Annotated in this window: 22 protein-coding genes and 1 tRNA gene; 11 read left to right on the plus strand and 12 right to left on the minus strand. The window is 58.4% G+C overall.

Annotated elements, in window-relative coordinates; all coding sequences use genetic code 11:
- The first annotated feature begins 148 nt into the window (after positions 1-148).
- Complete coding sequence (rpoD, locus tag ACOTZD_RS06645) at positions 149-1993, plus strand: RNA polymerase sigma factor RpoD (RefSeq protein ID WP_006812010.1); 1845 nt, start codon at positions 149-151, stop codon at positions 1991-1993.
- A gap of 101 nt (positions 1994-2094) precedes the next feature.
- Here rpoD and mug read toward each other — a convergent pair whose 3' ends face one another.
- Entirely contained in the window at positions 2095-2601 is a 507-nt protein-coding gene (mug, locus tag ACOTZD_RS06650; RefSeq protein ID WP_032607936.1) for a G/U mismatch-specific DNA glycosylase, read from the minus strand.
- Between the two features lie 124 nt (positions 2602-2725).
- Here mug and ACOTZD_RS06655 point away from each other — a divergent pair.
- Together ACOTZD_RS06655 and ACOTZD_RS06660 are read left to right on the plus strand one after the other, a co-directional pair.
- Positions 2726-2801 (plus strand) — tRNA-Ile (locus ACOTZD_RS06655).
- 218 nt (positions 2802-3019) lie between these two features.
- Positions 3020-4189 carry a DNA repair ATPase gene (locus ACOTZD_RS06660; protein WP_003862593.1) on the plus strand — a complete coding sequence of 390 codons (1170 nt, stop codon included), beginning with the start codon at positions 3020-3022 and terminating at the stop codon, positions 4187-4189.
- Here ACOTZD_RS06660 and ACOTZD_RS06665 read toward each other — a convergent pair whose 3' ends face one another.
- Positions 4190-4954, minus strand: coding sequence for a siderophore-interacting protein (locus ACOTZD_RS06665; protein ID WP_023323763.1), 765 nt, complete (start codon positions 4952-4954; stop codon positions 4190-4192).
- A 145-nt stretch (positions 4955-5099) separates the two neighbouring features.
- On the opposite strand from ACOTZD_RS06665, the gene ACOTZD_RS06670 reads away from it, so the two are divergent.
- Positions 5100-5594 carry a PadR family transcriptional regulator gene (locus tag ACOTZD_RS06670; protein ID WP_003862595.1) on the plus strand — a complete coding sequence of 165 codons (495 nt, stop codon included), beginning with the start codon at positions 5100-5102 and terminating at the stop codon, positions 5592-5594.
- Here the strand turns inward: ACOTZD_RS06670 and ACOTZD_RS06675 are convergent.
- A complete protein-coding gene (locus ACOTZD_RS06675; RefSeq protein WP_022651882.1) occupies positions 5591-7150 on the minus strand; it encodes a methyl-accepting chemotaxis protein in 1560 nt (519 codons plus the stop codon). The two genes, ACOTZD_RS06670 and ACOTZD_RS06675, sit on opposite strands and share 4 nt — an antisense overlap.
- Positions 7151-7389: 239 nt before the next feature.
- The gene (locus ACOTZD_RS06680; RefSeq protein WP_058652650.1) at positions 7390-8910 is read right to left on the minus strand and encodes a methyl-accepting chemotaxis protein; all 1521 of its coding nucleotides are present in this window, start codon (positions 8908-8910) and stop codon (positions 7390-7392) included.
- Between the two features lie 422 nt (positions 8911-9332).
- On the opposite strand from ACOTZD_RS06680, the gene ygjG reads away from it, so the two are divergent.
- Positions 9333-10712 carry a putrescine aminotransferase gene (ygjG, locus tag ACOTZD_RS06685; protein WP_022651884.1) on the plus strand — a complete coding sequence of 460 codons (1380 nt, stop codon included), beginning with the start codon at positions 9333-9335 and terminating at the stop codon, positions 10710-10712.
- An 85-nt stretch (positions 10713-10797) separates the two neighbouring features.
- On the opposite strand, the gene ACOTZD_RS06690 is transcribed toward ygjG, so the two are convergent.
- Positions 10798-11400 (minus strand): helix-turn-helix domain-containing protein, encoded by a 603-nt coding sequence (locus ACOTZD_RS06690; protein WP_023314879.1) that lies wholly within the window; start codon positions 11398-11400, stop codon positions 10798-10800.
- A 42-nt stretch (positions 11401-11442) separates the two neighbouring features.
- Between ACOTZD_RS06690 and ACOTZD_RS06695 the strand changes: the two genes are divergently transcribed.
- Positions 11443-12132 carry a B3/4 domain-containing protein gene (locus tag ACOTZD_RS06695; protein WP_058658696.1) on the plus strand — a complete coding sequence of 230 codons (690 nt, stop codon included), beginning with the start codon at positions 11443-11445 and terminating at the stop codon, positions 12130-12132.
- A 94-nt stretch (positions 12133-12226) separates the two neighbouring features.
- Here ACOTZD_RS06695 and lsrG read toward each other — a convergent pair whose 3' ends face one another.
- From lsrG to lsrA, 6 genes are read right to left on the minus strand one after another with little or no spacing between them, the layout of a single operon-like run.
- Entirely contained in the window at positions 12227-12520 is a 294-nt protein-coding gene (lsrG, locus tag ACOTZD_RS06700; protein ID WP_003862606.1) for a (4S)-4-hydroxy-5-phosphonooxypentane-2,3-dione isomerase, read from the minus strand.
- Positions 12517-13404 carry a 3-hydroxy-5-phosphonooxypentane-2,4-dione thiolase gene (lsrF, locus tag ACOTZD_RS06705; protein ID WP_023314882.1) on the minus strand — a complete coding sequence of 296 codons (888 nt, stop codon included), beginning with the start codon at positions 13402-13404 and terminating at the stop codon, positions 12517-12519. Before lsrF ends, lsrG begins: the two co-directional genes overlap by 4 nt.
- 11 nt (positions 13405-13415) lie before the next feature.
- Positions 13416-14417, minus strand: coding sequence for an autoinducer 2 ABC transporter substrate-binding protein LsrB (lsrB, locus tag ACOTZD_RS06710; protein WP_003862610.1), 1002 nt, complete (start codon positions 14415-14417; stop codon positions 13416-13418).
- Position 14418: 1 nt separating this feature from the next.
- On the minus strand, positions 14419-15396 hold the full coding sequence (gene lsrD / locus ACOTZD_RS06715; protein WP_045350481.1) for an autoinducer 2 ABC transporter permease LsrD: 978 nt from the start codon (positions 15394-15396) through the stop codon (positions 14419-14421).
- Positions 15397-16428: an autoinducer 2 ABC transporter permease LsrC gene (gene lsrC / locus ACOTZD_RS06720; RefSeq protein ID WP_003862614.1), complete on the minus strand. Its 1032-nt coding sequence runs from the start codon at positions 16426-16428 to the stop codon at positions 15397-15399.
- The gene (lsrA, locus tag ACOTZD_RS06725) at positions 16425-17912 is read right to left on the minus strand and encodes an autoinducer 2 ABC transporter ATP-binding protein LsrA (protein WP_058659857.1); all 1488 of its coding nucleotides are present in this window, start codon (positions 17910-17912) and stop codon (positions 16425-16427) included. The genes lsrC and lsrA overlap by 4 nt, the downstream gene beginning before the upstream one ends.
- A 215-nt stretch (positions 17913-18127) precedes the next feature.
- On the opposite strand from lsrA, the gene lsrR reads away from it, so the two are divergent.
- The 3 genes from lsrR to ACOTZD_RS06740 all read left to right on the plus strand — a co-directional run bounded on the left by lsrR (position 18128) and on the right by ACOTZD_RS06740 (position 22915).
- A complete protein-coding gene (lsrR, locus tag ACOTZD_RS06730) occupies positions 18128-19099 on the plus strand; it encodes a transcriptional regulator LsrR (protein ID WP_023295481.1) in 972 nt (323 codons plus the stop codon).
- A gap of 32 nt (positions 19100-19131) precedes the next feature.
- Complete coding sequence (gene lsrK, locus ACOTZD_RS06735; protein ID WP_022651887.1) at positions 19132-20727, plus strand: autoinducer-2 kinase; 1596 nt, start codon at positions 19132-19134, stop codon at positions 20725-20727.
- A 166-nt stretch (positions 20728-20893) separates the two neighbouring features.
- Positions 20894-22915, plus strand: coding sequence for an NADPH-dependent 2,4-dienoyl-CoA reductase (locus tag ACOTZD_RS06740; protein WP_174402134.1), 2022 nt, complete (start codon positions 20894-20896; stop codon positions 22913-22915).
- Here the strand turns inward: ACOTZD_RS06740 and rlmG are convergent.
- A complete protein-coding gene (gene rlmG / locus ACOTZD_RS06745) occupies positions 22912-24048 on the minus strand; it encodes a 23S rRNA (guanine(1835)-N(2))-methyltransferase RlmG (RefSeq protein ID WP_174402135.1) in 1137 nt (378 codons plus the stop codon). The two genes, ACOTZD_RS06740 and rlmG, sit on opposite strands and share 4 nt — an antisense overlap.
- A gap of 83 nt (positions 24049-24131) precedes the next feature.
- Between rlmG and ACOTZD_RS06750 the strand changes: the two genes are divergently transcribed.
- Together ACOTZD_RS06750 and ACOTZD_RS06755 are read left to right on the plus strand one after the other, a co-directional pair.
- A complete protein-coding gene (locus ACOTZD_RS06750) occupies positions 24132-24635 on the plus strand; it encodes a YgjP-like metallopeptidase domain-containing protein (protein WP_003862622.1) in 504 nt (167 codons plus the stop codon).
- 70 nt (positions 24636-24705) lie between these two features.
- Positions 24706-25704: a Gfo/Idh/MocA family protein gene (locus ACOTZD_RS06755; RefSeq protein ID WP_003862623.1), complete on the plus strand. Its 999-nt coding sequence runs from the start codon at positions 24706-24708 to the stop codon at positions 25702-25704.
- Positions 25705-25795: the final 91 nt, after the last annotated feature.

The raw sequence follows: 25795 nt of genomic DNA on the forward strand, positions 1-25795 counted from the left end.
TTTAACGGCTTAAGTGCCGAATATCGATCGGGAAGCCCCCGGCAGCCGCACTGAGAGGCAGCGGCAAAAATATAAGTACGCCCTCGCTTTAAAGGTTGGCAGCCCATCGCCGACACCAATCAAACGAATTAAGTGTGGATACCGTCTTATGGAGCAAAACCCGCAGTCACAGCTGAAACTTCTTGTCCAACGCGGTAAGGAGCAAGGCTATCTGACCTATGCCGAGGTCAATGACCATCTGCCGGAAGATATCGTCGATTCAGATCAGATCGAAGATATCATCCAAATGATCAATGACATGGGCATTCAGGTGATGGAAGAAGCACCGGATGCCGATGATCTGTTGCTGGCTGAAACCTCCAACAACACTGACGAAGATGCGGAAGAAGCTGCTGCACAGGTCCTGTCCAGCGTGGAATCTGAAATCGGGCGTACCACTGACCCGGTCCGCATGTACATGCGCGAAATGGGTACCGTTGAACTGTTGACCCGCGAAGGCGAAATTGACATCGCAAAACGCATCGAAGACGGGATCAACCAGGTTCAGTGCTCTGTTGCCGAATACCCGGAAGCGATCACCTATCTGCTGGAGCAGTACGATCGCGTTGAAGCAGAAGAAGCGCGTCTGTCCGATCTGATCACTGGCTTTGTCGACCCGAACGCTGAAGAAGATATGGCGCCAACCGCCACTCACGTCGGTTCTGAGCTGTCTCAGGAAGAGATGGATGACGACGAAGACGAAGATGAAGAAGAAGACGACGACAGCAGCGATGACGACAACAGCATCGACCCTGAACTGGCGCGTGAGAAATTTGCCGAGCTGCGTACCCAGTACGAAGTGACGCGTGACACCATCAAAGCGAAAGGCCGCAGCCATGCCGCCGCTCAGGAAGAGATCCTGAAGCTGTCTGAAGTGTTCAAACAGTTCCGCCTGGTGCCAAAACAGTTCGACTACCTGGTGAACAGCATGCGCGTGATGATGGATCGCGTACGTACCCAGGAACGTATCATCATGAAGCTGTGCGTTGAACAGTGCAAAATGCCGAAGAAGAACTTCATCACCCTCTTCACCGGCAACGAAACCAGCGAAACCTGGTTCAACGCCGCTATCGCGATGAACAAGCCGTGGTCTGAAAAGCTGCACGACGTGAAAGAAGACGTACAGCGCGGCCTGCAAAAACTGCATCAGATTGAAGAAGAGACCGGCCTGACCATCGAGCAGGTGAAAGACATCAACCGTCGTATGTCCATCGGTGAAGCGAAAGCCCGCCGTGCGAAGAAAGAGATGGTTGAAGCGAACTTACGTCTGGTTATCTCTATCGCCAAGAAATACACCAACCGTGGCCTGCAATTCCTGGATCTGATTCAGGAAGGCAACATCGGTCTGATGAAAGCGGTAGATAAGTTTGAATACCGTCGTGGTTACAAGTTCTCCACCTATGCTACCTGGTGGATCCGTCAGGCGATCACCCGCTCTATCGCAGACCAGGCGCGCACCATCCGTATTCCGGTGCATATGATTGAGACCATCAACAAACTCAACCGTATCTCTCGCCAGATGTTGCAGGAGATGGGCCGCGAGCCGACGCCGGAAGAGCTGGCTGAACGCATGCTGATGCCGGAAGACAAGATCCGTAAAGTGCTGAAAATCGCTAAAGAGCCAATCTCCATGGAAACGCCAATCGGTGATGATGAAGATTCGCATCTGGGTGATTTCATCGAGGATACCACCCTCGAGCTGCCGCTGGACTCTGCCACCACCGAGAGCCTGCGTGCCGCTACGCACGACGTGCTGGCTGGCCTGACCGCCCGTGAAGCCAAAGTGCTGCGTATGCGTTTCGGTATCGACATGAACACCGACCACACGCTGGAAGAAGTGGGTAAACAGTTTGACGTGACCCGCGAACGTATCCGTCAGATCGAAGCGAAGGCGCTGCGTAAACTGCGCCATCCGAGCCGCTCTGAAGTGCTGCGTAGCTTCCTGGACGATTAATCGGTCCTGAAATGAAAAAGCTCCCAATCGGGAGCTTTTTTTTGTTTATTCCCTCTCCCTGTGGGAGAGGATCAGGGTGAGGGCATCAGGCCGCAGAGGAGCTAAAGCCCCCTCACCACAAGCGCCTCATCAAGTTCCCGATACGCCTCCACCAGCTTGTCCAGCGTCGCCCTGTTCAGCCCGCTGGGGTTCGGCAACACCCAAACCTGCGTTACGCCAATGGTAATGTTCTGCTTACCCCACTTCACACCGCGCTGGCTGAACGCCTGCTCGTAGGCCTGCTTGCCGAGGATCGCCAGCGCCGCGGGCTGATAGTCTTCAATTTTCGCGATCAGCTCACGCCCGCCAGCGCGCAGCTCATGCAGATTCACTTCGCTCGCCTGCACCGTGGGTCGCTCGACCAGCATGGTGATGCCACAGCGCGTATCCAGCAGCTGCTGCTCTTCTTCCGGCTTAAGCTGTTTGTCGGTAAATCCGGCCTGGTGGATCACCTTCCAGAAGCGATTTCCCGGATGAGCAAAGTGAAAACCGGTGTGCGCCGATGACTTGCCCGGATTAATACCGCAGAACACCACCCGCAGGCCAGGGGCCAGAATATCGTTGATCATCTCTACTCCTGTCTATGCATCTTAAGAAAAGTATAAAGGATTGATTATGCGTTGTTTATAAAAACAGCAGGCAGGTGTGAATGGCTGGATTGCTGAGGGGAGTTACTTTATAATTCACCGCCACGGCCCCTTAGCTCAGTGGTTAGAGCAGGCGACTCATAATCGCTTGGTCGCTGGTTCAAGTCCAGCAGGGGCCACCAAATTTTAGCTTTAGAATCATCCAGTTAAGCCACTCGATTGAGTGGCTTTTTTGTAAGTAATCCACCACACGTAGCCCGGCCTGCCGCTTCCCCTCACAAACCCTAAAAACTAAAGAAATCCCCCATCGCGCCGATCATCATCCGTGTGTATTATTTCCTGTAGCTTTTACAACAACTAACCTTAACTCAAATACTTAAGCGCCAGAGCGAAAGGCATCATGAGCACACCGATCAAACGGCTAGAAATCATTAAAAATGCCATTGAGCTGGAAGATGACGACATCATCCGGAGCCAGTTGAAACGTCTCAAAGAGGAAGCCTTTGACGATGAACTCCTGTCCATCGTCGCGGCGCTTGAGCAGAAAAACTACACCGCAGCCCTTCGCGCTATCACCACCTGGCTGCAAAGCCAGCGCGCCGTTACCCCGTGGCGTGACCCGCAACTGGCGGCCAGCAAGCTGGAGCTAAAAGCCCTGGAAGAGCGTCTGCGCGATCTGATTGATCGTCGTAACGCCCGGGTACAGCAGCTTGACGAATTCAACGATCTCTATTTCTCCCGCCTCGGGCCGTTGATGCAGCAGATCCTCGCCCTGCGTAAAACGCTGGCGGAGCTTAACCTGCGTCGTCAGCAGGCGGAGACGCGTCGCCGGGAAGAGGATTACCGCCGCTGCCAGAGCTATATGGCGCAGGCCGTAGAGGTTCTGACAACGCTCACCCGGCGCTGGCGAGATCTGCCTGCGGATTCCGTTCAGGCGGCAGAGGCGCGCAAGCATCTTCAGCAGCAAAGTAATCTGATTGCCAACCTGCTGGCCGAAGCGATGGAGCTGGAGACCGGTTTAACGCGTGAAGAAGAGCCAGCACGTCAGGCGCGCGATGAGGCCAACGAAGAGTACAAGAAGTATCGCGAACAGCATCATGATGCCGAAGTGCGCCTGCGTAAAGGCAAGGATCTCTCTGAAGAGGATCGGAACGAGCTGAAGCGGCTCTGGCGTCAGGCGAGCAAGTTATGCCACCCGGATCTGGTTGCCGATGATTTAAAAGAAGAAGCCAACAGGATGATGGTGCAACTCAACCAGGCCAAACAGCGCGGCGACGTGAAGGCCATTCGCTTGCTGGTCGCCCGTCTGCAACAAGGGTTTGAACCGATGATGGCGAGCGACAGGCTGAACGACCTGGAACGTATTCGTAAAAAGATGGCGCAGGTGCGTGAGCAAATCGACACCCTGGTGAACGAGCTGGCAGAGCTGGAGAAAGAAGAGTCCTGGCTGCTCGTCTCGTCGCTCAGCAATATGGAAGCCTACTTTGCCCAGCAGGAGAAAGCGCTGAAAGAGGTATGCGCCTCGCTCGAACATCAGGTGAGCGAAGCGCAGCTGGATCCCGCTGCCTGATTATTTGGCGTGCCAGTACGCGCTGGCACGCACCAGCTGTGGGTCAATTGCGTCGGTTTCAAACTGACGGCTCAGGCGTTTCACCCCCTTCCCCTCCCCGGTCAGCCAGATAAAGTAATCCTCTTCCGGCACGGCCAGCGCTGCAAGATGGTCGGCTACCGCCTGCTCGTTGTGGCCAATAACCCAGGTGATGTTGAACCCGCTCAGGTGCGCCAGATAGTCCTGGTACGTCGCATCGCCCACGGTGACGATGGCGTGGATCGCCGGGCGAACAGGCAGTTTTGCGATGCTTTCTAAACGGCGGCGCAGCGCGGGCATGCCCGACTCGTCGCACACGTACAGCTGCCAGGCGTAATCTTCCGGCACCACCAGCGAACCACGCGGACCGCCGATGGTCAGCTTGTCGCCCACCTTCGCCTCTACCGCCCAGTTGCTGGCAATGCCACCATCATGAACGAAGAAATCGAGCGCCAGCTCATGTTTTTCGTCATCGTACAGCGGGGTATAGTCACGCGCTTGCGGACGCACGCCGTCGCCCCAGTCGATGCCTTCATCAGTCACCACAGGCGGCACGAAAGTGGTGCCCGGTGCCGGGAAAAAGACTTTGGTATGGTCGTCAAAGCCGCGAGAGCTAAAGCCCTCCAGCGCCTCGCCGCCTAGCACAATGCGCTGAAATCCTGCACTGACTCGCTCAGTGCGCATCACGTTCAGCTCACGAAAACGCAGGTCATTGCGGACACGTTGAGGGTAACGGGTAGATGCCATGTTGATGCCCTTCTCAGGTGAATACGATATATCGGAATGAATTTTTAATGATAATGATTGCTATTAACTCAGAAATCAAGATTTTTTAGATTGCATCTGAATATATCTTAGATATAGTTTAGATATATCAAATTGAGGAAGAAACATGCGACACGAACACGACGGCGGCGGACGCCGGCCACGATTTTTTGGTCATGGCGATCTGCGGCTGGTGATCCTGGATATCCTGACCCGCAACGCGAGCCATGGTTATGAGCTGATCAAAGAGATCGAGAACCTGACGCAGGGACATTACACGCCAAGCCCTGGCGTGATCTATCCGACGCTGGATTACTTGCAGGATCAGGCGCTTATCACCATTACCGAAGAAGAGAACGGCCGTAAGCGGATTGCGATTAACGCCGCCGGAGAACAGTGGCTGGAAGATAACCGGGAACAGCTGGAGCAGATCCAGACGCGTATCAAGGCGCGCTCCGTCGGTTTCCAGCTGCGCAAAAACCCGCAGATGAAGCGGGCGCTGGATAACTTCAAAGCGGTTCTGGATCTGAAGGTTAATCAGGGAGAGCTCAGCGACGCGCAGTTAAAACAGATTATCGGCGTGATTGACCGCGCGGCACTGGAGATCTCCCAGCTGGATTAAGCCAGCACGCCGTCGCTCACGCGGAACACGCGGACCAGCTCTTTCAGGTGCATGGCCTGTTCGTTAAGGGATGCCGCCGCCGCAACGGACTCCTCCACCAGCGCGGAGTTCTGCTGGGTGGTGGCGTCTATCAGGCCAATCGCGCTGTTGATCTGCGAGATGCCTTCCGTCTGTTCGTGGCTGGCCTGGCGAATCTCACGCAGGATGACGTCCATCTCCTCCACGTTGCCGACCATGCCGTTGATAAGCCCGCTGGCTTTCTCCACAAGGTTCATGCCGTCCTGCGTCTGGCTTGTGGAGCTTTCAATCAGCTGGCGGATCTCACTCGCGGATGTTGCACTTTTCTGCGCGAGCTGGCGTACCTCGCCCGCCACCACCGCAAAGCCGCGACCATGCTCACCCGCGCGCGCTGCTTCGACCGCCGCGTTCAGCGCCAGAATGTTGGTCTGGAAGGCAATGGCGTCGATCAGGTCGATAATGTCGGACATCCTGTTCGATGTTTCGTTAATCAGGCGCATTTTACTGGTGACCTGCTTCATCATCTCGCCGTTGTTTTTGACTACGGCAGCCGCATCGGCAGACAGGTTCGTCGCTTCTCCGGTGTGAGACGCGGTGTTCTTCACCGTGGCGGTGATCTGCTCCATCGACGCGGCCGTCTGTTCAACGGAACTGGCCTGCTCCTCCGTGCGGGCAGCCAGATCCTGGTTGCCCGCGACAATCTGCGCGGCGGCGCTGGAGATGTTTTCCGATCCGGTTTGCACCTGCTGCACAATCTCCAGCAGGCGCGTTTTCATCTCCATCAGTGCGGTGAGTAGCAGTCCGGTTTCATCTTTACCGTGCGAGGTAATGCTGCCGGTGAGATCGCCATCGGCAATGGCCTCCGCAAAATTCACCGCGTCGTTCAGCGGGCGGGTAATGGATCGCACAATGAACCAGCCAGTCAGGCTGGCTGCCGCGACGCTAAAAAGCGTAATCAGGATCAGCAGGAGACGATTGGTGCGGAAATCACCTTCCACCTGCTCGCCCGCACTCTGCATTTCATGGTCCTGGATCGCAATCAACGCCTGCACTTTCGCTTTATAGGACTGTTGCAGGTTCAGGGTGTTGGTCATCATTTCGTTTATCGCGCCCGCACGGTCGTTATTCTGCACGGCCTGCAAAATGCGGTAGCGCGAGTCAAGATATTGCTGGCGCACGCCGTGGATATCGGCCAGCACCTGTTGGGATTTTTTATCCTTGAGAGCGTTGTCCAGCTCGCTCAGGATTGCGGCGATGCGCTCGCTGATCGCCTTCAGACGCTGCTCTGATTGCGCCGTGTACGTCCCCTGTTCGTCCAGCAGCATGAGCTGCTGCGTGCTGATAAATTCCTGGAAGTTGTCGATTAACTGGTTCGCTTTTACCGTCGTTGGATAATCGCTGGTAAGGATGGTTTGCATTCCATTGTTTGCCCGATTCAGGCTCATCAGAGACAAACTTGCGCTGACGACCATCAGGACAATAAATAATCCAAACGCCAGAAATAATTTCGTGCCGATCTTTACGTCATGTATGAACATATTTACCCCATCGATGTGATTATTTCTCAGACGATCGCTGTTATCGACAGGAAACTCTCTAACTTTATGACTTTGATCGTTTTTTTATTTCACACTTTCAATAAATCCGGGGCGTAGCAATTAAAAATCGGGTGCTTTTTTTAGTTACTTAATATTTCATTAACAACATAACTTATTCTGAAAAACAAAAAAGCCGTTTACCCCGGAGGAATAAACGGCTTTATCGAAGCATGCATTTCTTAATGCAGCACGGTAACCGCATCTTCAAGACGTCCGGCCCGGTGCTTAACCATCGCGGAAATCTGCGCGCTCTCTTCGACCAGGTCAGCATTTTTCTGCGTAATGCTGTCCAGTTCTGCCACGGCACGGGTCAGCTCTGTCAGGCCTGTCGCCTGCTCGGAGGTGGCGTGGCTGATCTGCGCGATAAGCTGCGTGACGTTTTTCACCTGCTCGACAATATCATCCATGGTACGTCCCGCGGCGTGGACCTGATCGGCGCCCGACTGCACTTTGCTGGCGCTGGCGTCGATCAGCTTACGAATATCGTTAGCTGCATTCGCGCTGCGGCTGGCAAGATGACGCACTTCGCCCGCCACCACCGCAAAGCCTTTCCCCTGCTCGCCCGCGCGTGCCGCCTCAACCGCGGCGTTCAGCGCCAGAATATTGGTCTGGAAGGCAATGTCATTGATAAGCGAGGTAATAGAGCCAATGCGCTGGGTACTGTCGGCAATGTCATCCATGGTTTTCACCACGGTCTGCATCACGGTGCCCCCCTGCGTGGCCGCGCTGCTGGCGGCCATCGACAGCTTGTCGACTTCGGCTGCGGTCTCAGAGTTACTCTGCACCGACGCCGCCATCTGGTTCATTGTTGCCACGGTCTGCTGCACGTTAGCCACGGTCTGGCGCGTGCGGTCGTTGAGATCTTCATTGCCCTGCGCCAGCCTGTCGCTGCCGTCGCGCACGCTCACCACCTGGCTGGAGACGTCGTTGATCAGCCAGCGGCACATCAGCCCCAGCTGTCCGACGGCCCGCAGCGTCAGCCCCAGTTCATCGCTGCGGTTAAGATGCTGCACGCTGTTACGCTCTCCGGTAGCGACCCTGAGCGCCTGCCGTGCGACGTTTTCCACCGGGCGGACAATCTGTTGTTCAAACACCAGGGTGCCAAGCAGCATCACCACGGCTGCCGCCACCAGCGAAGCCCAGCCCGCGGCACTGGCAACCAGCGTTGCGGCCATCACCGCAAAAAGTACCGCCATTACGCTGCGCACGCGCCAGCGCAGCGGCATCGCCGGTAATTTGCCGAGCCAGCCTTTGCGCACCACCAGCCCTTTATGAATGCGTTTTTTGCTACGTCCTTCGTTGAGCGCCTTATAAAGCGGCTCCACTGCGGCGACCTCGTCCTCGGTGGCGCGGGTACGAATGGACATATAGCCCGTCATCTGGCCGTTACGCACCATCGGTACCGCATTGGCGCGTACCCAATAGTGATCGCCATTTTTACGTCGGTTTTTGACAATCCCGCTCCAGGGTTCGCCCTTTTGCAGCGTGTACCACATGTCGGCAAAAGCCGCTTTCGGCATATCCGGATGGCGCACAATGTTGTGCGGTTGCCCGAGCAGCTCCTGGAGCGTAAAGCCGCTCACTTGCACAAAGGTGTCGTTAGTGTGGGTCATGTAGCTGTGGAGGTCGGTGGTCGACATAAGCGTGGTGTCATCGTCCAGCGGATATTCATTCTGGGTGACATAGTCAGGAGAGGACATAGTGAGCATCCCTTGCAGGTTATTTGAATGTTAATTTTGTGGCTTATGTTTTTTCGGCGATAAAAAATTTATCTTTAGTTGTTAAATATGATTGAGATCGCAAATCTCGGTTAAACCGCACTTTTCGTGCGTTTTTCTAATTAATTGATTTAAAATACTTTCGAGACGAAACTACCTACAAAGCATGATCCCCCGGCGCACACTTAAGGCGCATTTCCTGCCCTGGGGTAGTGCAATTGACGACACCCCATCCCCGGCTCGTTATCCCTTATCCCGTGCGGCGCGCAATGGCATGATTAAATATTGTGCAAATTTGATTTCACCTGGCGTTTATCCCGATTTTTGTTAAGGCATCTGAGGTGGCGTAATCCCTGCAATAATTAACTCAGTATCATGTGATACGCGATCCCCGGGAGCATATTTTGAACAGGTTACCTTCCAGCGCCTCGGCTCTTGCCTGTACCGCGCACGCACTGAATCTCATTGAAAAGCGAACGCTTGATCATGAGGAGATGAAACAACTTAACCGTGAGGTCATTGATTACTTTAAAGAGCATGTAAATCCTGGTTTTCTGGAGTATCGCAAATCTGTTACCGCCGGCGGGGATTACGGAGCCGTAGAGTGGCAAGCGGGCAGTCTGAATACGCTTGTCGACACCCAGGGACAGGAGTTTATCGATTGCCTGGGTGGTTTTGGTATTTTCAACGTGGGGCACCGTAATCCAGTTGTGGTTTCCGCCGTACAGAATCAACTTGCGAAACAACCTCTCCATAGCCAGGAACTGCTCGATCCGCTTCGCGCCATGCTCGCGAAAACGCTGGCAGCCTTAACGCCCGGCAAACTGAAATACAGCTTCTTCAGCAACAGCGGCACCGAATCGGTCGAAGCGGCGATTAAACTCGCCAAAGCGTACCAGTCGCCACGCGGGAAATTTACCTTTATCGCCACCAGCGGCGCGTTCCACGGGAAATCTCTGGGCGCGCTGTCGGCGACCGCTAAATCCACTTTCCGTAAACCGTTTATGCCGCTGCTGCCGGGCTTCCGCCACGTACCGTTCGGCGACATCAACGCCATGCGCACCATGCTCGGCGAATGCCGTAAAACCGGCGACGACGTGGCGGCGGTGATCCTGGAGCCGATTCAGGGTGAAGGCGGCGTCATCCTCCCGCCGCAGGGCTATCTGCCCGCCGTGCGTCAGCTGTGCGATGAGTTTGGCGCGCTGCTGATCCTCGACGAAGTGCAGACCGGGATGGGGCGCACCGGCAAGATGTTCGCCTGTGAGCATGAGAACGTTCAGCCGGATATTCTGTGCCTGGCAAAAGCGCTCGGCGGCGGCGTGATGCCGATTGGCGCAACGGTCGCCACTGAAGAGGTGTTCTCGGTGCTGTTCGACAATCCATTCCTGCATACCACCACCTTTGGCGGTAACCCGCTGGCCTGCGCGGCCGCGCTGGCGACCATCAACGTGCTGCTGGAGCAAAACCTGCCTGCGCAGGCGGAGCAGAAAGGCGACATGCTGCTGGACGGCTTCCGCCAGCTGGGCCGGGAATACCCGGATCTGGTACAGGATGCGCGCGGGAAAGGGATGCTGATGGCGATTGAGTTCGTTGATAACGAAACCGGTTATAGCTTCGCAAGCGAGATGTTCCGCCAGCGGGTACTGGTGGCGGGAACGCTTAACAACTCCAAAACCATCCGCATTGAACCACCGTTGACGCTCACCATTGAGCAGTGTGAGCAGGTGCTGAAGGCGGCGCGTAAGGCGCTGGCGGCGCTGCGGGTGAGTGTGGAAGAGGCGTAAAAAAAGCCGGGTGGCGCTACGCTTTCCCGGCCTACAACATACTGCATATGCAAGCCCGGTAAACGTAGCGCCACCGGGCTGCTTTTTATCGGTGAAACTCTGCCACCGTCATGGTGAAGCGAAGCACGGTATCGCTTTCATTGGCATAGCCGTGCGCCGCTTCCGTTTTCGCCACCGCCGACGCCCCGGCAGCTACCTGCGTTACCGTCTCGTCCACCGTCAGGGTTAACATGCCTTCGTTCACGTGCAACAGCTCAAACGTTCCCGCCGGATGTCCCGGAGAGGTGAACGTTTCTCCCGGATGCATCTCCCACTGCCACAGCTCAATCATATCCGGGCCTGCGGTGCCTGCCAGCAATCTGGCGTAACCGCCCTGTGCGCCCTGCCACAGAACCGGGATCGCCTCTTCCTGAATAATGTGTATCTGCGGCTCGCTGGAGACGTTAACGATATCTGCCACCGAGACGCCAAGCGCGGCGGCCAGTTTACACAGAATGGCAATGCTGGGGTTGGCAGCCCCTTTTTCGATCTCTACCAGCATGCCTTTGCTGACGCTGGCGCGGCGAGAAAGCTCGTCCAGCGACAGTTTTTTCTCTTTCCGCCAGCTGCGGATACGGTTCGCGACGGCCAGGCTTACCTGGGCAACATCGGCACCCGCATCGGTCATTATATTGACTTTATCAGTCATTGGTCACTACCATGATATAAAACAGTCAATACAGGATTATTTATGTCTCTTGTAACACCGTCAATAGATTCGCGACTTGTCGGGATCGCGCCCGGCTTTCGGGCGCTGAGCATTCTGGTTGAAGCTGCCCCGATTACCCAACCGGAGGTTACGCCCGCTGCGCTGGCGCAGGCCTGCCAGCAGATGCTCAATGATGATGTGCCCTGGGCAGAAAATCATCTCGCCGCCTGGGATGAGGTGTTTAAAGCCTTTGGTGCAAAACCCAAACGTACGCCCTGCTCGGCCTCGGCCCTGCGCAAGCGCGTGATGAGAGACGGTTCGCTGCCACCGCTCGACCCGGTGGTGGATATCTATAATGCCATCAGTATCCGCTACGCTATTCCGGTAGGGGGAGAAAATCTGGCGGCTTACTCGGGAGCGCCGCGCCTGACGCTGGCCGACGGCAGCGAGCCGTTTGATACCGTCAAAGAGGGTGAGCCGGTAGTCGAAAATCCGGAGCCAGGCGAAGTTATCTGGCGTGACGATCTTGGCATCACCTGCCGCCGCTGGAACTGGCGACAGGGGATACGCACGCGTCTGGACAGCCAGGCGCAGTCCATGTGGTTTATTCTCGAAAGCCTGCCGTCGATGCCGCTGGCGGCATTACAGGAAGCTGGCGATGAGCTGGTGAGCAATCTGCAAAAGCTGATGCCGGGCGCGACGGCGCGTATTCAGTTGCTGGAGCTGGCGTGAACAACGCCGGGTGGCGCTGCGCTTACCCGGCCTACAAAATCAACACCCCCCGTACCCGTAGGCCCGGTAAGCGCAGCGCCACCAGGCAAAACCGCTACTCCGGCAACAATCCGACAAAGCTGCGTTTTTTGCGCGGCTCCGACATCAGCTCCTCCAGCTTATCCACGCACGCGAGATAGTGCGGGGTTTGCTTATGCGCCAGCACCGCCTCTTCGTCTTTATAGGCTTCGTAGATAAAGAACCGGGTTTTCACCCGCGGGTCCTGCAATACGTCGAAGCGCAGGTTGCCCGGCTCCTTGATCGCCCCCTCGTGGTTGGCGCGAAATACCTCCAGAAACTCGTCCACCCGCTCGGGCTTAATGTTGATCTCCACCAGCGTCACGTTCATTTTGCTTCTCCCTGTTTCTCTTCCTGCCAGAACTGGAACGCCTCCCGGGCGCTCATGTTCTCATGAACCACTTTCTTCACCGCCTTCAGCATGGCGAGCGGCGCGCTGGACTGGAAGATGTTGCGCCCCATGTCCACGCCGGACGCGCCCTGGTCTATCGCGCGCCAGCACATCTCCAGCGCCTCGTGCTCCGGCAGCTTTTTGCCCCCTGCGATAACGATCGGCACCGGGCAGCTGGCGGTCACTTTTTCAAAACCCTCATCCACGTAATAGGTTTTGACGAACTGCGCCCCCATTTCGGCGGCGATGCGGCTTGCCAGCGAAAAATACCGAGCGTCACGCGCCATCTCTTTCCCCACGCCCGTCACCGCCAGCGTCGGCATGCCGTAGCGCGCCCCTGCATCGACCAGCTTGATGATATTGTTGATCGACTGATGCTCAAACTCGCTTCCGATGTACACCTGCGCCGCCACCGCGCAGACGTTCAGGCGCAGCGCGTCTTCCATCGCCACCGCCACGCACTCGTTAGACAGCTCGCCCAGAATCGAGTTACCGCCGGAGGCGCGCAGCACCACCGGTTTATTCGTCGCGGCAGGTACCTGGCTCCTGAGGATGCCGCGGGTGCACATCAGCACGTCGGTTTCGCCAAACAGCGGCGCGATGGTGAGATCGATACGCTCAAGGCCGGTGGTCGGTCCCTGAAAGTAGCCGTGGTCAAAGGCCAGCATCACCGTGCGGTTGCTCTGCGGGTTGAAAATGCGCGAAAGCCTCGACTGCATGCCCCAGTCCAGCGAGCCGCAGCCCTTCAGGGTGTACGGCACATTCTGCTGCGGCGTACCGATGCCAAAATCCTTGCCGTCTTTGATGTCGTCTAAATCAGCCATTTGCTCCCCCGTCAGAAATCGTATTTGCTGATGTTCTCTTTGGTGAACACCACGCGCTCCGGCAGCAGCACGATGCCGTTGCCCTTCGCCTCATACTGGTAGCCCTGCACGCTGTTCGGCTCGACCTTCAGCGTCCCGATATTTTTCACGTCTACGCTGTCGCCGACGTTAAGATCGCCTTTTTTCAGCAAACGATCGGCGACATTGACCGCAATTTTGCCCTGTTGCACCACATCCCACAGGCCGAAGGCTTTCACCGTGCCGCGCTCAACGTACGGACGCATCACGTTTGGCGTGCTGAAGCCGACAATCGCCACCCCTTCCCGTTTTAGGTTTTCCGCCGCCTGTGCCGCGGCTGGCAGGGCGTTGGCGTCCGGGGCGATGATCGCATCCAGATCCGGATAGGCCTTTAAGATCCCTTCGGCGGTTTGCAACGATTTGGTGGCGTCGTTATAGCCAAACTGCGTGGTGACGACCTGCCACTGAGGATGATCTTTCTCGATTTTGGCCTTCGCCTCTTTCACCCACTGGTTCTGGTCGGTGACGGTCGGGCTGGAGTAGAAGAACGCCACTTTCGCGTTCGGTTTGGTGACCTGCTTGCCCGCCATCTCCACCAGCAGGCCGCCCAGCTGTTCCGGCGTCCCCTGATTGATGTAGATGCTGCGGCACTCCGGTTTGGTGTCGGAATCCCAGGTCAGGACCTTGACGCCGCGCTGCATCGCGCGCTTCAGCGCCGGGCAGAGACCGTCCGGTGACACGGCAGAGACGATGATGGCGTTATAGCCCTGGTTGACGAAGTTATTGATGAGCTGCACCTGACCGGAGACGCTCGGCTCGGTCGGGCCGTCGTAGGTCACGTCCACGCCAAGATCTTTCCCCGCCTCTTTCGCGCCGTTGCCGCCGCTGGTGAAGAATCCCACGCCTACCAGTTTCGGGATAAAGGCAATGCGGTCCGCCGCCTGCGCCGAAGCGAAGCTGAGGGCCATTGCCAGGACGAGCAGTTTTGTTTTCATCTTACGCTCCGGATAGTTTTCTGAAGAGAGATCGCACCCATTCGCGGTGCAGACTCAGCGAACGCCCCATTACCACCACAACCAGTAGCGCCCCCGACAGCGCGCTCGACACCTGGTTGGGGATGCCGACCATCTGTAATCCCTGCTGGAGATACCCCACCAGCAGCGCCGCCAGCGCCGTACCGACAACAGAACCTGACCCGCCGTAGATATTTGCCCCGCCGAGTACGGCGGCGGTGAGCGCGGGCATCAGCAAATCGCGCCCCAGATCCGAACGCGCAGAGCCGAAATAGGAGACCATCACCAGCGCGGCCACCGCCGACGCCACGCCGACCAGACCGTACAGCGCGTAGGGCATGCCGTTCACCGACAGCGCCGCATAGCGCGCCGCGCGCGGATTCTGGCCGATTAAAAACAGATGGCGGCCAAAGCGCCCGCGATGGGTAATCAGCCAGAAGAAGGCGGTAATCACCGCGAACAGCACCAGCGGGATCGGCAGCCCCAGCACCGTGAGGTTAGCGAAGGCGGTAAAGCTGTCCGGGAAGCCGCCGATGCCCTCGTAGCCCGTCGCCCCCGCCATGCCGGAGAGCAGCAGCGCGCCGCCGCCGTAGAGGTAGAGCGTGCCGAGGGTAATGACTAAAGGGCTAATGCCGGTGTAGTGGATCAGCGCCGCATTCACCAGCCCACACAGCAGGCCAAGCAGCAGCGTCAGCGGAACGGCGATCGTCATGGGCCACCCCGCCTGCATCATCACCCCCAGCGCAATCGCGCACAGGCCGATGGTTGAGCCGAGGGAGATGTCGATCCCGCCGCTGATGATCACCAGCGTAAGCGGCAGCGCCACGATGCCAATACAGATGAAATCGCTGGTGCTGAACAGCAGCATGTTGATATCAAGCATGCGCGGGTTGATGGCGCCGAAGAGCAGGATCTCCAGCACCAGTAAAATCAGCAGCGCGCTTTCCCAGTTAAGCCTCATTTACGCCACCTCTTTTTTGCGTTTGGGAAACGGGGTAACGTGCTTTCCCCCTTTGTTACCGGGCTGGAAACGGCTGTATTTCAGCGCCCGCTGATGCCGCGCCAGTGCCTGACGCAGACGCCCGTCGAGCACCAGCACGCCCAGCAGCACCAGCCCGGCGATAAAGTCGTTCCACCACGCCGGGAGCCTGAACAGCACCAGCACGGTATCGATTTGGGTGAGGAAGAACGCGCCGAGGAACGCACCGACCAGCGTGCCGGTGCCGCCCAGCAGCGAGATGCCCCCCAGCACGCAGGCAGCGATGGCTTTCATCTCCAGCCCGCTGCCGGTCTGGTTGGGCACAAAGCCTATCTGCGCGGCAAACACAATCCCGGCGCAGGCCGCCAGCATGCCGTTGAGGGTAAAGGCGATCATGCGGGTGCGGTTCACCGCCACGCCCAGCTGGCGCGCGGCGGCGAGGTTATCCCCCACGGCGTAAAAATCCCGCCCAAAGGCGGTGCGCGACAGCGTCCACGCGCCGGTGGCCGCGATAATCAACACCAGCATGCCGAGCGGCGAAATGCCGACGGCGGCAGGCTCAGAGAGGGATTTCAGCCCCGGCGGCAGCCCTTCTATCCACTTCCCGCCGGTCCAGAGCAGCATCGCCCCGCGATAAAGCCCCAGCGTGCCGAGGGTGGCGACAATCGCCGGAATGCGCAGGCCCACCACCAGAAAACCGTTGAACGCCCCGGCCAGCGCGCCGATCGACAGCGCGAAGAGAATGGAAACGGGCAGGCTGTAGCCGCTGTTAAGCGCCACGCCGACGGCAATGGCGGACAACCCGACCGTGGAGCCGACGGAGACGTCAATATTGCGGGTCAGCATCACCAGCGCCGCGCCGATAGCCAGCAGGATCAGGATCTGCGAGCTGGCGAAGATCATCCCCAGCGTCTGTAAGCTCAGGTACGACGGGTTCAGCGCCACCAGCACGGCGAACAGCGCCAGAATGGCGAGAAACGCGCTCAGCTCGCGATTTTTCAGTAAGATCTTCATGATTGCCCTCCAAACGCCAGCGCCATCATCCGGTCGAGGCTGACGGCGTGGCGCGGCAGCTCGCCGCTGAGCACGCCCTGATGCATTACCAGCACCCGATCCGCGAGGCCGGGAAACTCATCGAGATCGCTTGAGATCATCAGCACCGCCACGTTCTGCGCCGCCACGCTTTTCAGCAGCTGATAAATATCGGCGCGCGCCGAGACGTCCACGCCGCGCGTCGGTTCATCGACGATCAGCAGCAGCGGGTTGGCCTCCAGACAGCGCGCCAGCAGCACCTTCTGCTGATTACCACCGGAGAGCGTGCGCACGGTTTGATCCGCATGGTTGAGCTTGATCCCCAGCGCCCGGTGATAGCGTTCCACTACCGCAGACTCCCGCTTTCGCTGCTGCCAGAGCGACGGCTCGTTCAGCGCCACGGTGTTCCAGCGGATCGGCGCGTCGAGAAACAGGCCGGACACCTGCCTGTCTTCCGGCAGATAGACCAGCCCTTTTTCCAGACGTGAACCCACCGGTTCGGTGGTGATCTCCTGGTTCTCCAGCCAGACGCGCCCCCCGCGAACCGGACGCAGGCCGTAGAGCGTTTCGGCAAACTCGGTGCGCCCGGAGCCTACCAGCCCGGCCAGGCCGACGATCTCCCCGGCGTAGATCTCAAGGCTGAGATCGATAAACCCTTCCCCGGTAAGATCCTCCACCCGCAGCACGGGAAAATCCTGCGCCTGGGTGCGGCGGTTGCCCGGCAGCGCCAGCCACAGCTTTTGCGTATCGCTCAGGGAGGTCTCCCGGCTTACCGGCGTCATGGCGGCGATCAGGGCGTTATCGTCAAACTGCGCGGTTTCGCCGCTGAGCACCACGGCGCCGTCGCGCATCACCGAGACGTGACTCGCCAGCTGCCGAATCTCCGGCAGCTTATGCGAGATAAAAACAATCCCGACGCCAAGATCCTGCAAGGCGCGGATCTGGCGAAACAGCCGTTCGGTTTCACCTGGCGTCAGCGAGGCCGTGGGTTCATCGAGGATCAGAATTCTGGCGTTGCGCATCAGCCCGCGCAGGATCTCCACCATCTGCTGGTCAGCCACCTCGAGGGTGCTGGCGGTGGCGTCGAGGTTAAGCTGGCATTGCAATTGCCGGAGTTTTTCCGCCAGACGTTTTTCCCGATCGCGCTCTCGCGGCAGACGAAACAGGATGTTTTCCCGCACCGTCAGGTTGGGAAACAGCAGCGGCTCCTGCGGCACCAGATAAATGCCTAACCTGTGCGCCTGAGCCGGGGTAAGCCGTGTAAAAGACTCACCCGCCACCGAAAGTTCACCGCAATCCGGGGTTTCTACCCCGGCGATGATCTTCATCAGCGTCGATTTTCCCGCGCCGTTACCGCCCATCAGCGCATGCACCTGCCCCGCAAGCAGCGTGAAATCAATGCCTTTTAAGACCGGCACGCCTGAAAACTGCTTGCTGATATCACGCGCGTCGAGAAGTGGTGTCATCATCGCTCCGCTATTGAACAAATGATTTTTAGATTTAATAATGTTCAAAAGCGTAGACGGTGAACTATATTTACAACCGTGCAGGGATCACAATTTTATCGATTGAGATTTAGATAAACCGGAATCGATCGAAATGATCCGTTTTGTCGCGTGGCTCACATTTTCACGTCGCGCCATCACGAACATATGATCTAAATTTTTATAAGAGTTCAATTATGAGCGATAAACGCACTGCGGAAGAAGGACGGTTTGCCGGGCTGGCACTGGCGGAAGAGGAGCTGGTGGCGCGCGTGGCCTGGTGCTACTACCACGACGGGCTGACCCAGAACGACATCGGCGAACGGCTCGGGCTGCCGCGCCTGAAGATCTCCCGCCTGCTGGAGAAGGGCCGTCAGTCCGGGGTGATCCGCGTGCAGATCAACTCCCGCTACGAGGGCTGCCTGGCGCTGGAAACCGAGCTACAGCAGCGCTTTGGCCTGAAGCTGGTGCGCGTGATGCCTGCCCTGAATACCCCGCCGATGAACGTGCGGCTGGGCATTGGCGCGGCGCAGTCGCTGATGGGCGTACTGGAGCCCGGCCAGCTGTTAGCGGTGGGGTTCGGTGAAACCACCATGAGCAGTCTGCAACACTTAAGCGGCTTTATCAGCTCGCAGCAGATCCGCCTGGTGACGCTCTCCGGCGGCGTCGGGCCGTATATGACCGGTATCGGCCAGCTGGATGCGGCCTGTAGCGTCAGCATGATCCCCGCCCCGCTTCGCGTGTCATCCGCTGAAGTCGCCGGGATCTTAAAGCGCGAAACCAGCGTGCGGGACGTGATCCTCGCCGCCACCGCGGCTGACGTGGCGGTGGTCGGGATTGGCTCGGTAAACCAGCGCCGCGACGCAACGATCCTGCGCTCCGGCTATATCAGCGAAGGTGAACAGCTGATGTACGCCCGCAAAGGCGCGGTGGGCGATATCCTCGGCTATTTCCTCAATGCCGAAGGGGAATGCGTCGAGGAGCTGGAGATCCACAAAGAATTACTGGGCGTCACGCTCGATGAACTGGCGCAGCTGCCCACCATCGTCGGCGTGGCCGGAGGGGAAGAGAAAGCCGATGCGATTTATGCCGCACTGAAAGGTCGCCGTATTAATGGCCTGGTGACGGAAGAGACGACAGCCCGCGCGGTGCTGGCTCTGGCCGGATAAGAGCAGCCCTGCGCTAACAGCGAGGCAAGCTCATGAGTTACCTTTTAGCGTTAGATGCAGGGACAGGCAGCGTTCGCGCCGTGATTTTCGATTTACAGGGCAACCAGATTGCCGTTGGCCAGGCCGAGTGGAAGCACCTGAGCGTGGAGAACGTGCCGGGCTCGATGGAGTTCGACCTCGACACCAACTGGCGGCTGGCCTGCCGGTGTATTCAGCAGGCGCTGGAGCGCGCACGGCTTAGCGCGGCGGATATTCAGTCCGTCGCCTGCTGCTCGATGCGCGAAGGGATTGTGCTGTACGACCGCAACGGCGAGGCTATCTGGGCCTGCGCCAACGTCGACGCCCGCGCCAGCCGCGAGGTGGCTGAACTCAAAGAGATCCACGACTACCGGTTTGAATCCGAAGTGTATGAGGTCTCCGGCCAGACGCTGGCGCTGAGCGCCATGCCGCGCCTGCTGTGGCTGGCGCACCACCGTCCGGATATTTACCGCAAGGCTGCGACTATCACCATGATCAGCGACTGGCTGGCGGCGAAGCTCTCCGGCGAGCTGGCGGTGGACCCGTCCAATGCGGGCACCACCGGTATGCTGGATCTCTTCTCCCGCGACTGGCGTCCGGCGCTGCTCGACATGGCCGGGCTGCGCGCCGATATCCTTTCCCCGGTGAAAGAGACCGGCACCGTGCTGGGGGCCGTCACGAAAGAAGCCGCGCAGCAGTGCGGCCTGCGTGAAGGCACGCCGGTGGTGATGGGCGGCGGCGACGTGCAGCTGGGCTGTCTGGGGCTGGGCGTGGTCCGCGCCGGACAAACGGCGGTGCTGGGCGGCACCTTCTGGCAGCAGGTGGTTAACCTGCCGCAGGTGCGCACCGATCCTGAGATGAACATCCGCGTAAACCCGCACGTCATCCCCGGCATGGCACAGGCGGAGTCGATCAGCTTCTTTACCGGGCTAACCATGCGCTGGTTCCGCGACGCCTTTTGCGCCGAGGAAAAGCTGATTGCCGAGCGGATGGGGATGGACACCTATTCCCTGCTGGAAGAGATGGCGAGCCGCGTCCCGGCGGGCTCCCACGGCGTAATGCCAATCTTCTCCGACGCGATGCATTTTAAGCAGTGGTATCACGCCGCGCCGTCGTTTATTAACCTCTCCATCGACCCGGAAAAGTGCAACAAAGCGACGCTGTTCCGCGCCCTGGAAGAGAACGCGGCGATCGTCTCGGCCTGCAACCTGGCGCAGATTTCGCGCTTCTCCGGCGTGACGTTTGAGAGTCTGGTGTTTGCGGGCGGCGGGGCCAAAGGCGCCCTGTGGAGTCAGATTTTAAGCGACGTTACCGGCCTGCCGGTGCGCGTGCCGGAAGTTAAAGAGGCAACGGCGCTCGGCTGTGCCATTGCCGCAGGAGCTGGCGCGGGGCTGTTTGCGGATATGGCTTCGACGGGCGAGCGGCTGGTGAAGTGGAGCCGCGAGTTCACGCCAAACCCGCAGCACCGGGAACTGTACGACGGCATGATGCAGAAATGGCAGGCGGTGTACGCCGACCAGCTCGGGCTGGTGGACAGCGGGCTGACCACGTCGATGTGGCAGGCACCGGGGCTGGTGCGGGCATCCCCCTCACCCCGGCCCTCTCCCTAAGGGAGAGGGAGATTAAGTCCCCTCTCCCTTAGGGAGAGGGGATCAGGCCACACCAATATTTGAATCCCATCACATTCACCGCATTCCCCTTTTCCCTTTTACTCCCCGCTGGCTAAATTAGTAACTCATCCGACCACATAACAATAATTTTACACTGGAAGAGACTATGAGCCGCTACCCGTCGTTATTCGCCCCTCTCGATCTGGGGTTCACCACCCTCAAAAACCGCGTGCTGATGGGCTCAATGCACACCGGGCTGGAGGAGCGTCCGGACGGGGCTGAACGTCTGGCAGCCTTCTATGCCGAACGCGCGCGCCACGGGGTGGCGCTGATTGTCACCGGCGGCGTAGCCCCTTCCCCTTCCGGGGTGACGATGGAGGGCGGCGCGGTGTTGAATGATGCGTCACAACTGTCGCACCACCGCATTGTGACCGACGCGGTCCACCGCGAGGGCGGCAAAATCGCCCTGCAAATTCTGCATACCGGGCGCTACAGCTATCAACCGAACCTGGTTGCCCCCTCGGCTATTCAGGCGCCGATTAACCGCTTTACTCCTCACGCCCTTAGCCACGACGAGATCCTGGCGCTGATCGACGATTTTGCCCGCTGCGCCGCGCTGGCAAGGGAAGCAGGCTACGACGGCGTGGAGGTGATGGGCTCTGAAGGCTATCTGATTAACGAATTTCTCGCCGCACGCACCAACCAGCGCGACGACGAATGGGGTGGCGACTATGCCCGCCGCATGCGTTTTGCCGTGGAGGTGGTGCGCGCGGTGCGTGAACGTGCGGGTGCGGATTTTATTATCATCTTCCGCCTGTCGATGCTCGACCTGGTGGAAGGCGGCGGCACCTTCGACGAAACCGTGCAGCTGGCGCAGGCAATTGAAGCCGCCGGTGCCACCATTATCAACACCGGGATTGGCTGGCACGAAGCGCGCATCCCCACCATCGCCACGCCGGTGCCGCGTGCGGCGTTCAGCTGGGTAACGCGCAAGCTGAAAGGCAAAGTCTCCGTTCCGCTGGTAACAACGAACCGCATTAACGACCCGCAGGTGGCGGACGATGTGATCTCCCGCGGCGACGCCGATATGGTCTCGATGGCGCGTCCGTTCCTCGCGGATGCCGAACTGCTCTCCAAAGCGCAAAGCGGTCGTGCGGATGAGATCAACACCTGCATCGGCTGTAACCAGGCGTGTCTGGACCAGATCTTCGTCGGCAAAGTCACCTCCTGCCTCGTTAACCCCCGCGCCTGCCATGAAACCAAAATGCCGATCGTTCCGGCGGTCAATAAAAAACGCCTGGCCGTGGTGGGCGCTGGCCCCGCTGGGCTGGCGTTTGCGGTCAATGCCGCCTCGCGCGGGCACAGCGTGACGCTGTTTGATGCGCTGGCGGAGATCGGCGGGCAATTTACTATCGCCAGACAGATCCCCGGCAAAGAGGAGTTCTACGAAACGCTGCGCTATTACCGCCGGATGATCGAGGTGACGGGTGTCGATCTGCGGCTTAACCAGTTTGTCAGCGCGGCGGATCTGATCGGTTTCGACGAGGTGATCCTCGCGAGTGGGATCGCCCCGCGCACCCCTGCGATCGAGGGTATCGATCATCCGAAGGTATTGAGCTATCTGGACGTGCTACGCGACAAAGCACCGGTTGGCGAGAAGGTGGCGATTATCGGCTGCGGCGGGATCGGTTTTGATACCGCGATGTATTTAAGCCAGCCGGGCGAGGCCACCAGCCAGAACATCGCCGAGTTTTGCGTAGAATGGGGCATTGATACCAGCCTGAGCCAGTCCGGCGGATTACGGCCGGAAGGGCCGCAGCTGCCAAAAAGCCCGCGCCAGATCGTGATGCTCCAGCGTAAGGCCAGCAAGCCGGGTGAAGGGCTGGGCAAAACTACTGGCTGGATCCACCGCGCCACCCTCCTCTCGCGCGGGGTGAAGATGATCCCGGCGGTGAGCTACCAGAAGATCGACGACGACGGGCTGCATGTGCTGATCGGTGGTGAACCGCAGCTGCTGCGCGTGGATCATGTGATTTTGTGCGCCGGACAGGAGCCAAAGCGCGATCTGGCCGATCCGCTGCGCGAAGCGGGTAAAACGGTGCATTTGATCGGCGGGTGCGACGTGGCGATGGAGCTGGATGCGCGGCGGGCGATTGCGCAGGGCACCCAGCTTGCACTGGTTATTTAGCGACGACGCCCCAGCTTCACCGATTTCAGCACCACGAATTTGTTATTGGTGGCAATGGTGACGCAGTTGCCGAAAATCTTCTTCAGCTTGTGGAAGTATTCCAGGTGGCGGTTCGCCACGATATACAGCTCGCCGTTGATTTTCAGGCAGCGGCGCGCGTGGTGGAACATCTCCCACGCGACGTTATCCGTCAGGGCGTGCTTCTGGTGGAACGGCGGGTTACAGAATACCGCGTTGAAGCGGAAAGGCTCTACGCCCGACAGCGCGTTATTGATCATAAACTCGCAGCGATCCAGCGCTTCAGGCAGGTTAGTTTCCACGTTCAGACGGCTGGAGGCCACCGCCATTGGCGATTCGTCGCTGAACACCACGCTGGCCTCCGGGTTCTTCGCCAGCAGCGTCAGGCCAATCACGCCATTGCCGCAGCCCAGGTCGACAATCTCACCCTCAAGATTTTCCGGCAGATGTTCCATAAAGAAACGCGCCCCGATATCCAGACCGGTACGGGAAAAGACGTTCGCGTGGTTGTGGATGGTCCAGTCGGTACCTTCCAGTTTCCAGCTCAGCGTTTCTGGCGCGTCGGCCAGCGCCGGTGCGCTGAAGGTGCAGTTGATCAGGCGTGCTTTTTTCCAGGCAAGCGTCGTGGTGGTCGGGCCGAGGACCTTCTCGAACAGCTCCAGCGTCGAGGTGTGAATATCACGTGCTTTGGCACCCGCGATAATGCGGGTTTCTGGCGTGACGACTTTACGCAGCGCGCGCAGTTGCTGCTCCAGCAGCGCCATGGTTTTTGGCACCTTAATCAGCACCACGCCCGGCGCCTGCGGGTAGTCCGCGGTGCTGTCGAGGAACTTCACGCTGGACTCTTCGATGTCGTTATGGCGCAGGTTTTCACGCGTCGCCAGTTCGCTTAAGTAAGAATCGCCGATACTGTAAGGCGCATGTTCCGCCAGCGCGCAGGCCAGCGCGCCAAACGCGTCATTCAGGATCAGAACCGGGCCGCTGATTTCAGTCTCATCCAACTGTTGCAGCAGATATTCATCCGCCGCTTCCCACGCCTGAAGCGGGTTCACGTCGTCCGTTTCCGGGAAACGTTTAAGGTTGAGTGAACGGAAACCGTTGTCTAAGTGGCTCATCGGCCCTCCTGAATGGTAAAATTTGGCGTATCCCTGAAAAGGGTGCGTGAGTATACCCGTTTTCACACTATTTTGGGGTTTTGATGAACCAGCTGACTTATCTCCAGGGCTATCCGGAGCATTTACTTTCCCAGGTTCGTGACCTGATTGCCGCGGGAAAGCTCGGTGCGGTGCTGGAAAAACGCTACCCGGGCACGCATGATTTCGCGACTGACAAAGCCCTCTGGCAGTATACGCAGGATCTGAAAAACCAGTATCTTAAGAGCGCCCCGCCGATCAACAAGGTGATGTACGACAATAAGATCCATGTGCTGAAAAACGCGCTCGGCCTGCACACCGCCATCTCCCGCGTGCAGGGCGGCAAGCTGAAGGCTAAAGCGGAGATCCGCGTCGCGACCGTTTTCCGTAACGCGCCGGAAGCCTTTCTGCGGATGATCGTGGTGCACGAGCTGGCGCACCTGAAAGAGAAAGAGCACGACAAAGCCTTCTATTCCCTGTGCTGCCACATGGAGCCACAGTACCACCAGCTGGAGTTTGATACCCGGCTGTGGCTGACGCATTTATCGTTAAAGAGTAATGCGCAGTAGCGCACGCGAAATGTCATGATGACGTGCTACAGTGGTTTTAAGTTCCCTGCTACGGAGTACGTAAACGTTTATGATACGTTTCGCAGTCATCGGTACGAACTGGATCACGCGCCAGTTCGTCGACGCCGCCCACGAAACCGGCAAATATAAGCTCACCGCAGTCTATTCCCGCAGCCTTGAGCAGGCGCAGAGTTTTGCGAATGACTACCTGGTTGAACATCTGTTCACCTCGCTCGATGAGATGGCGCAAAGCGACGCCATTGACGCGGTCTATATTGCCAGCCCGAATTCTCTGCATTTCCCGCAAACGAAGCTGTTCCTCAGCCACAAAAAACACGTGATTTGCGAGAAGCCGCTGGCCTCGAATATTGAGGAAGTGGAAGCCGCCATTGCGCTTGCCCGGGAAAACCAGGTGGTGCTGTTTGAAGCGTTCAAAACCGCCAGCCTGCCGAACTTCCTGCTGTTGCAGCAGTCCCTGCCGAAAATTGGCAAAGTGCGTAAAGCCTTTATCAACTACTGCCAGTATTCCTCGCGCTACCAGCGCTACCTGGACGGCGAAAACCCGAACACCTTTAACCCGGCCTTCTCGAATGGCTCGATTATGGATATCGGTTTTTACTGCCTGGCCTCTGCGGTCGCCCTGTGGGGTGAACCGCACGGCGTAACGGCCACCGCCAGCCTGCTGGAGAGCGGCGTGGATGCACATGGCGTTGTGGTGCTGGACTACGGTGATTTCAGCGTGACGTTGCAGCACTCGAAGGTCAGTGACTCCGTACTGCCAAGCGAAATTCAGGGCGAAGACGGCTCGCTGGTGATCGAAAAAATCTCCGAATGCCAGAAGCTAAGCATCGTTCCCCGCGGCGGCAAAGCGCAGGAGCTGACGCAGCCTCAGCATATTAACACTATGCTCTATGAGGCAGAGGTCTTCGCCCGTCTGGTAGAAGACAACGAAGTGAACCACCCGGGGCTGGCAATCAGCCGCACCACGGCGAAGCTGCAAACGGAGATCCGCCGACAGACTGGCGTGATTTTCCCCGCAGACGGCGTGAATGTGGAAGCCGTCGCGTAAAGCTGTGTAATGAAATCGTGCAGACCATTGACGAAACCGATGGTCTGACATAATTTGTTACCTGCAAAGGGGAGTAACTTCTTCGCCGGTG

The sequence above is a fragment of the Enterobacter cloacae complex sp. SHL022 genome (genome assembly GCF_049237785.1).
Taxonomy (GTDB): Bacteria; Pseudomonadota; Gammaproteobacteria; order Enterobacterales; family Enterobacteriaceae; genus Enterobacter; species Enterobacter hormaechei_C.

Coding starts and splice junctions, on each gene's coding strand:
- lsrK (WP_022651887.1), top strand. CDS start 19,132: ATGAGTTACCTTTTAGCGTTAGATGCAGGGACAGGCAGCGTTCGCGCC.
- ACOTZD_RS06660 (WP_003862593.1), top strand. CDS start 3,020: ATGAGCACACCGATCAAACGGCTAGAAATCATTAAAAATGCCATTGAG.
- ACOTZD_RS06665 (WP_023323763.1), bottom strand. CDS start 4,954: ATGGCATCTACCCGTTACCCTCAACGTGTCCGCAATGACCTGCGTTTT.
- lsrC (WP_003862614.1), bottom strand. CDS start 16,428: ATGAAGATCTTACTGAAAAATCGCGAGCTGAGCGCGTTTCTCGCCATT.
- ACOTZD_RS06750 (WP_003862622.1), top strand. CDS start 24,132: ATGAACCAGCTGACTTATCTCCAGGGCTATCCGGAGCATTTACTTTCC.
- rpoD (WP_006812010.1), top strand. CDS start 149: ATGGAGCAAAACCCGCAGTCACAGCTGAAACTTCTTGTCCAACGCGGT.
- lsrF (WP_023314882.1), bottom strand. CDS start 13,404: ATGGCTGATTTAGACGACATCAAAGACGGCAAGGATTTTGGCATCGGT.
- ACOTZD_RS06675 (WP_022651882.1), bottom strand. CDS start 7,150: ATGTTCATACATGACGTAAAGATCGGCACGAAATTATTTCTGGCGTTT.
- mug (WP_032607936.1), bottom strand. CDS start 2,601: ATGATCAACGATATTCTGGCCCCTGGCCTGCGGGTGGTGTTCTGCGGT.
- lsrR (WP_023295481.1), top strand. CDS start 18,128: ATGAGCGATAAACGCACTGCGGAAGAAGGACGGTTTGCCGGGCTGGCA.
- lsrA (WP_058659857.1), bottom strand. CDS start 17,912: ATGACACCACTTCTCGACGCGCGTGATATCAGCAAGCAGTTTTCAGGC.
- lsrB (WP_003862610.1), bottom strand. CDS start 14,417: ATGAAAACAAAACTGCTCGTCCTGGCAATGGCCCTCAGCTTCGCTTCG.
- ACOTZD_RS06695 (WP_058658696.1), top strand. CDS start 11,443: ATGTCTCTTGTAACACCGTCAATAGATTCGCGACTTGTCGGGATCGCG.
- ACOTZD_RS06670 (WP_003862595.1), top strand. CDS start 5,100: ATGCGACACGAACACGACGGCGGCGGACGCCGGCCACGATTTTTTGGT.
- ACOTZD_RS06680 (WP_058652650.1), bottom strand. CDS start 8,910: ATGTCCTCTCCTGACTATGTCACCCAGAATGAATATCCGCTGGACGAT.
- rlmG (WP_174402135.1), bottom strand. CDS start 24,048: ATGAGCCACTTAGACAACGGTTTCCGTTCACTCAACCTTAAACGTTTC.
- lsrD (WP_045350481.1), bottom strand. CDS start 15,396: ATGAGGCTTAACTGGGAAAGCGCGCTGCTGATTTTACTGGTGCTGGAG.
- lsrG (WP_003862606.1), bottom strand. CDS start 12,520: ATGAACGTGACGCTGGTGGAGATCAACATTAAGCCCGAGCGGGTGGAC.
- ACOTZD_RS06755 (WP_003862623.1), top strand. CDS start 24,706: ATGATACGTTTCGCAGTCATCGGTACGAACTGGATCACGCGCCAGTTC.
- ACOTZD_RS06690 (WP_023314879.1), bottom strand. CDS start 11,400: ATGACTGATAAAGTCAATATAATGACCGATGCGGGTGCCGATGTTGCC.
- ACOTZD_RS06740 (WP_174402134.1), top strand. CDS start 20,894: ATGAGCCGCTACCCGTCGTTATTCGCCCCTCTCGATCTGGGGTTCACC.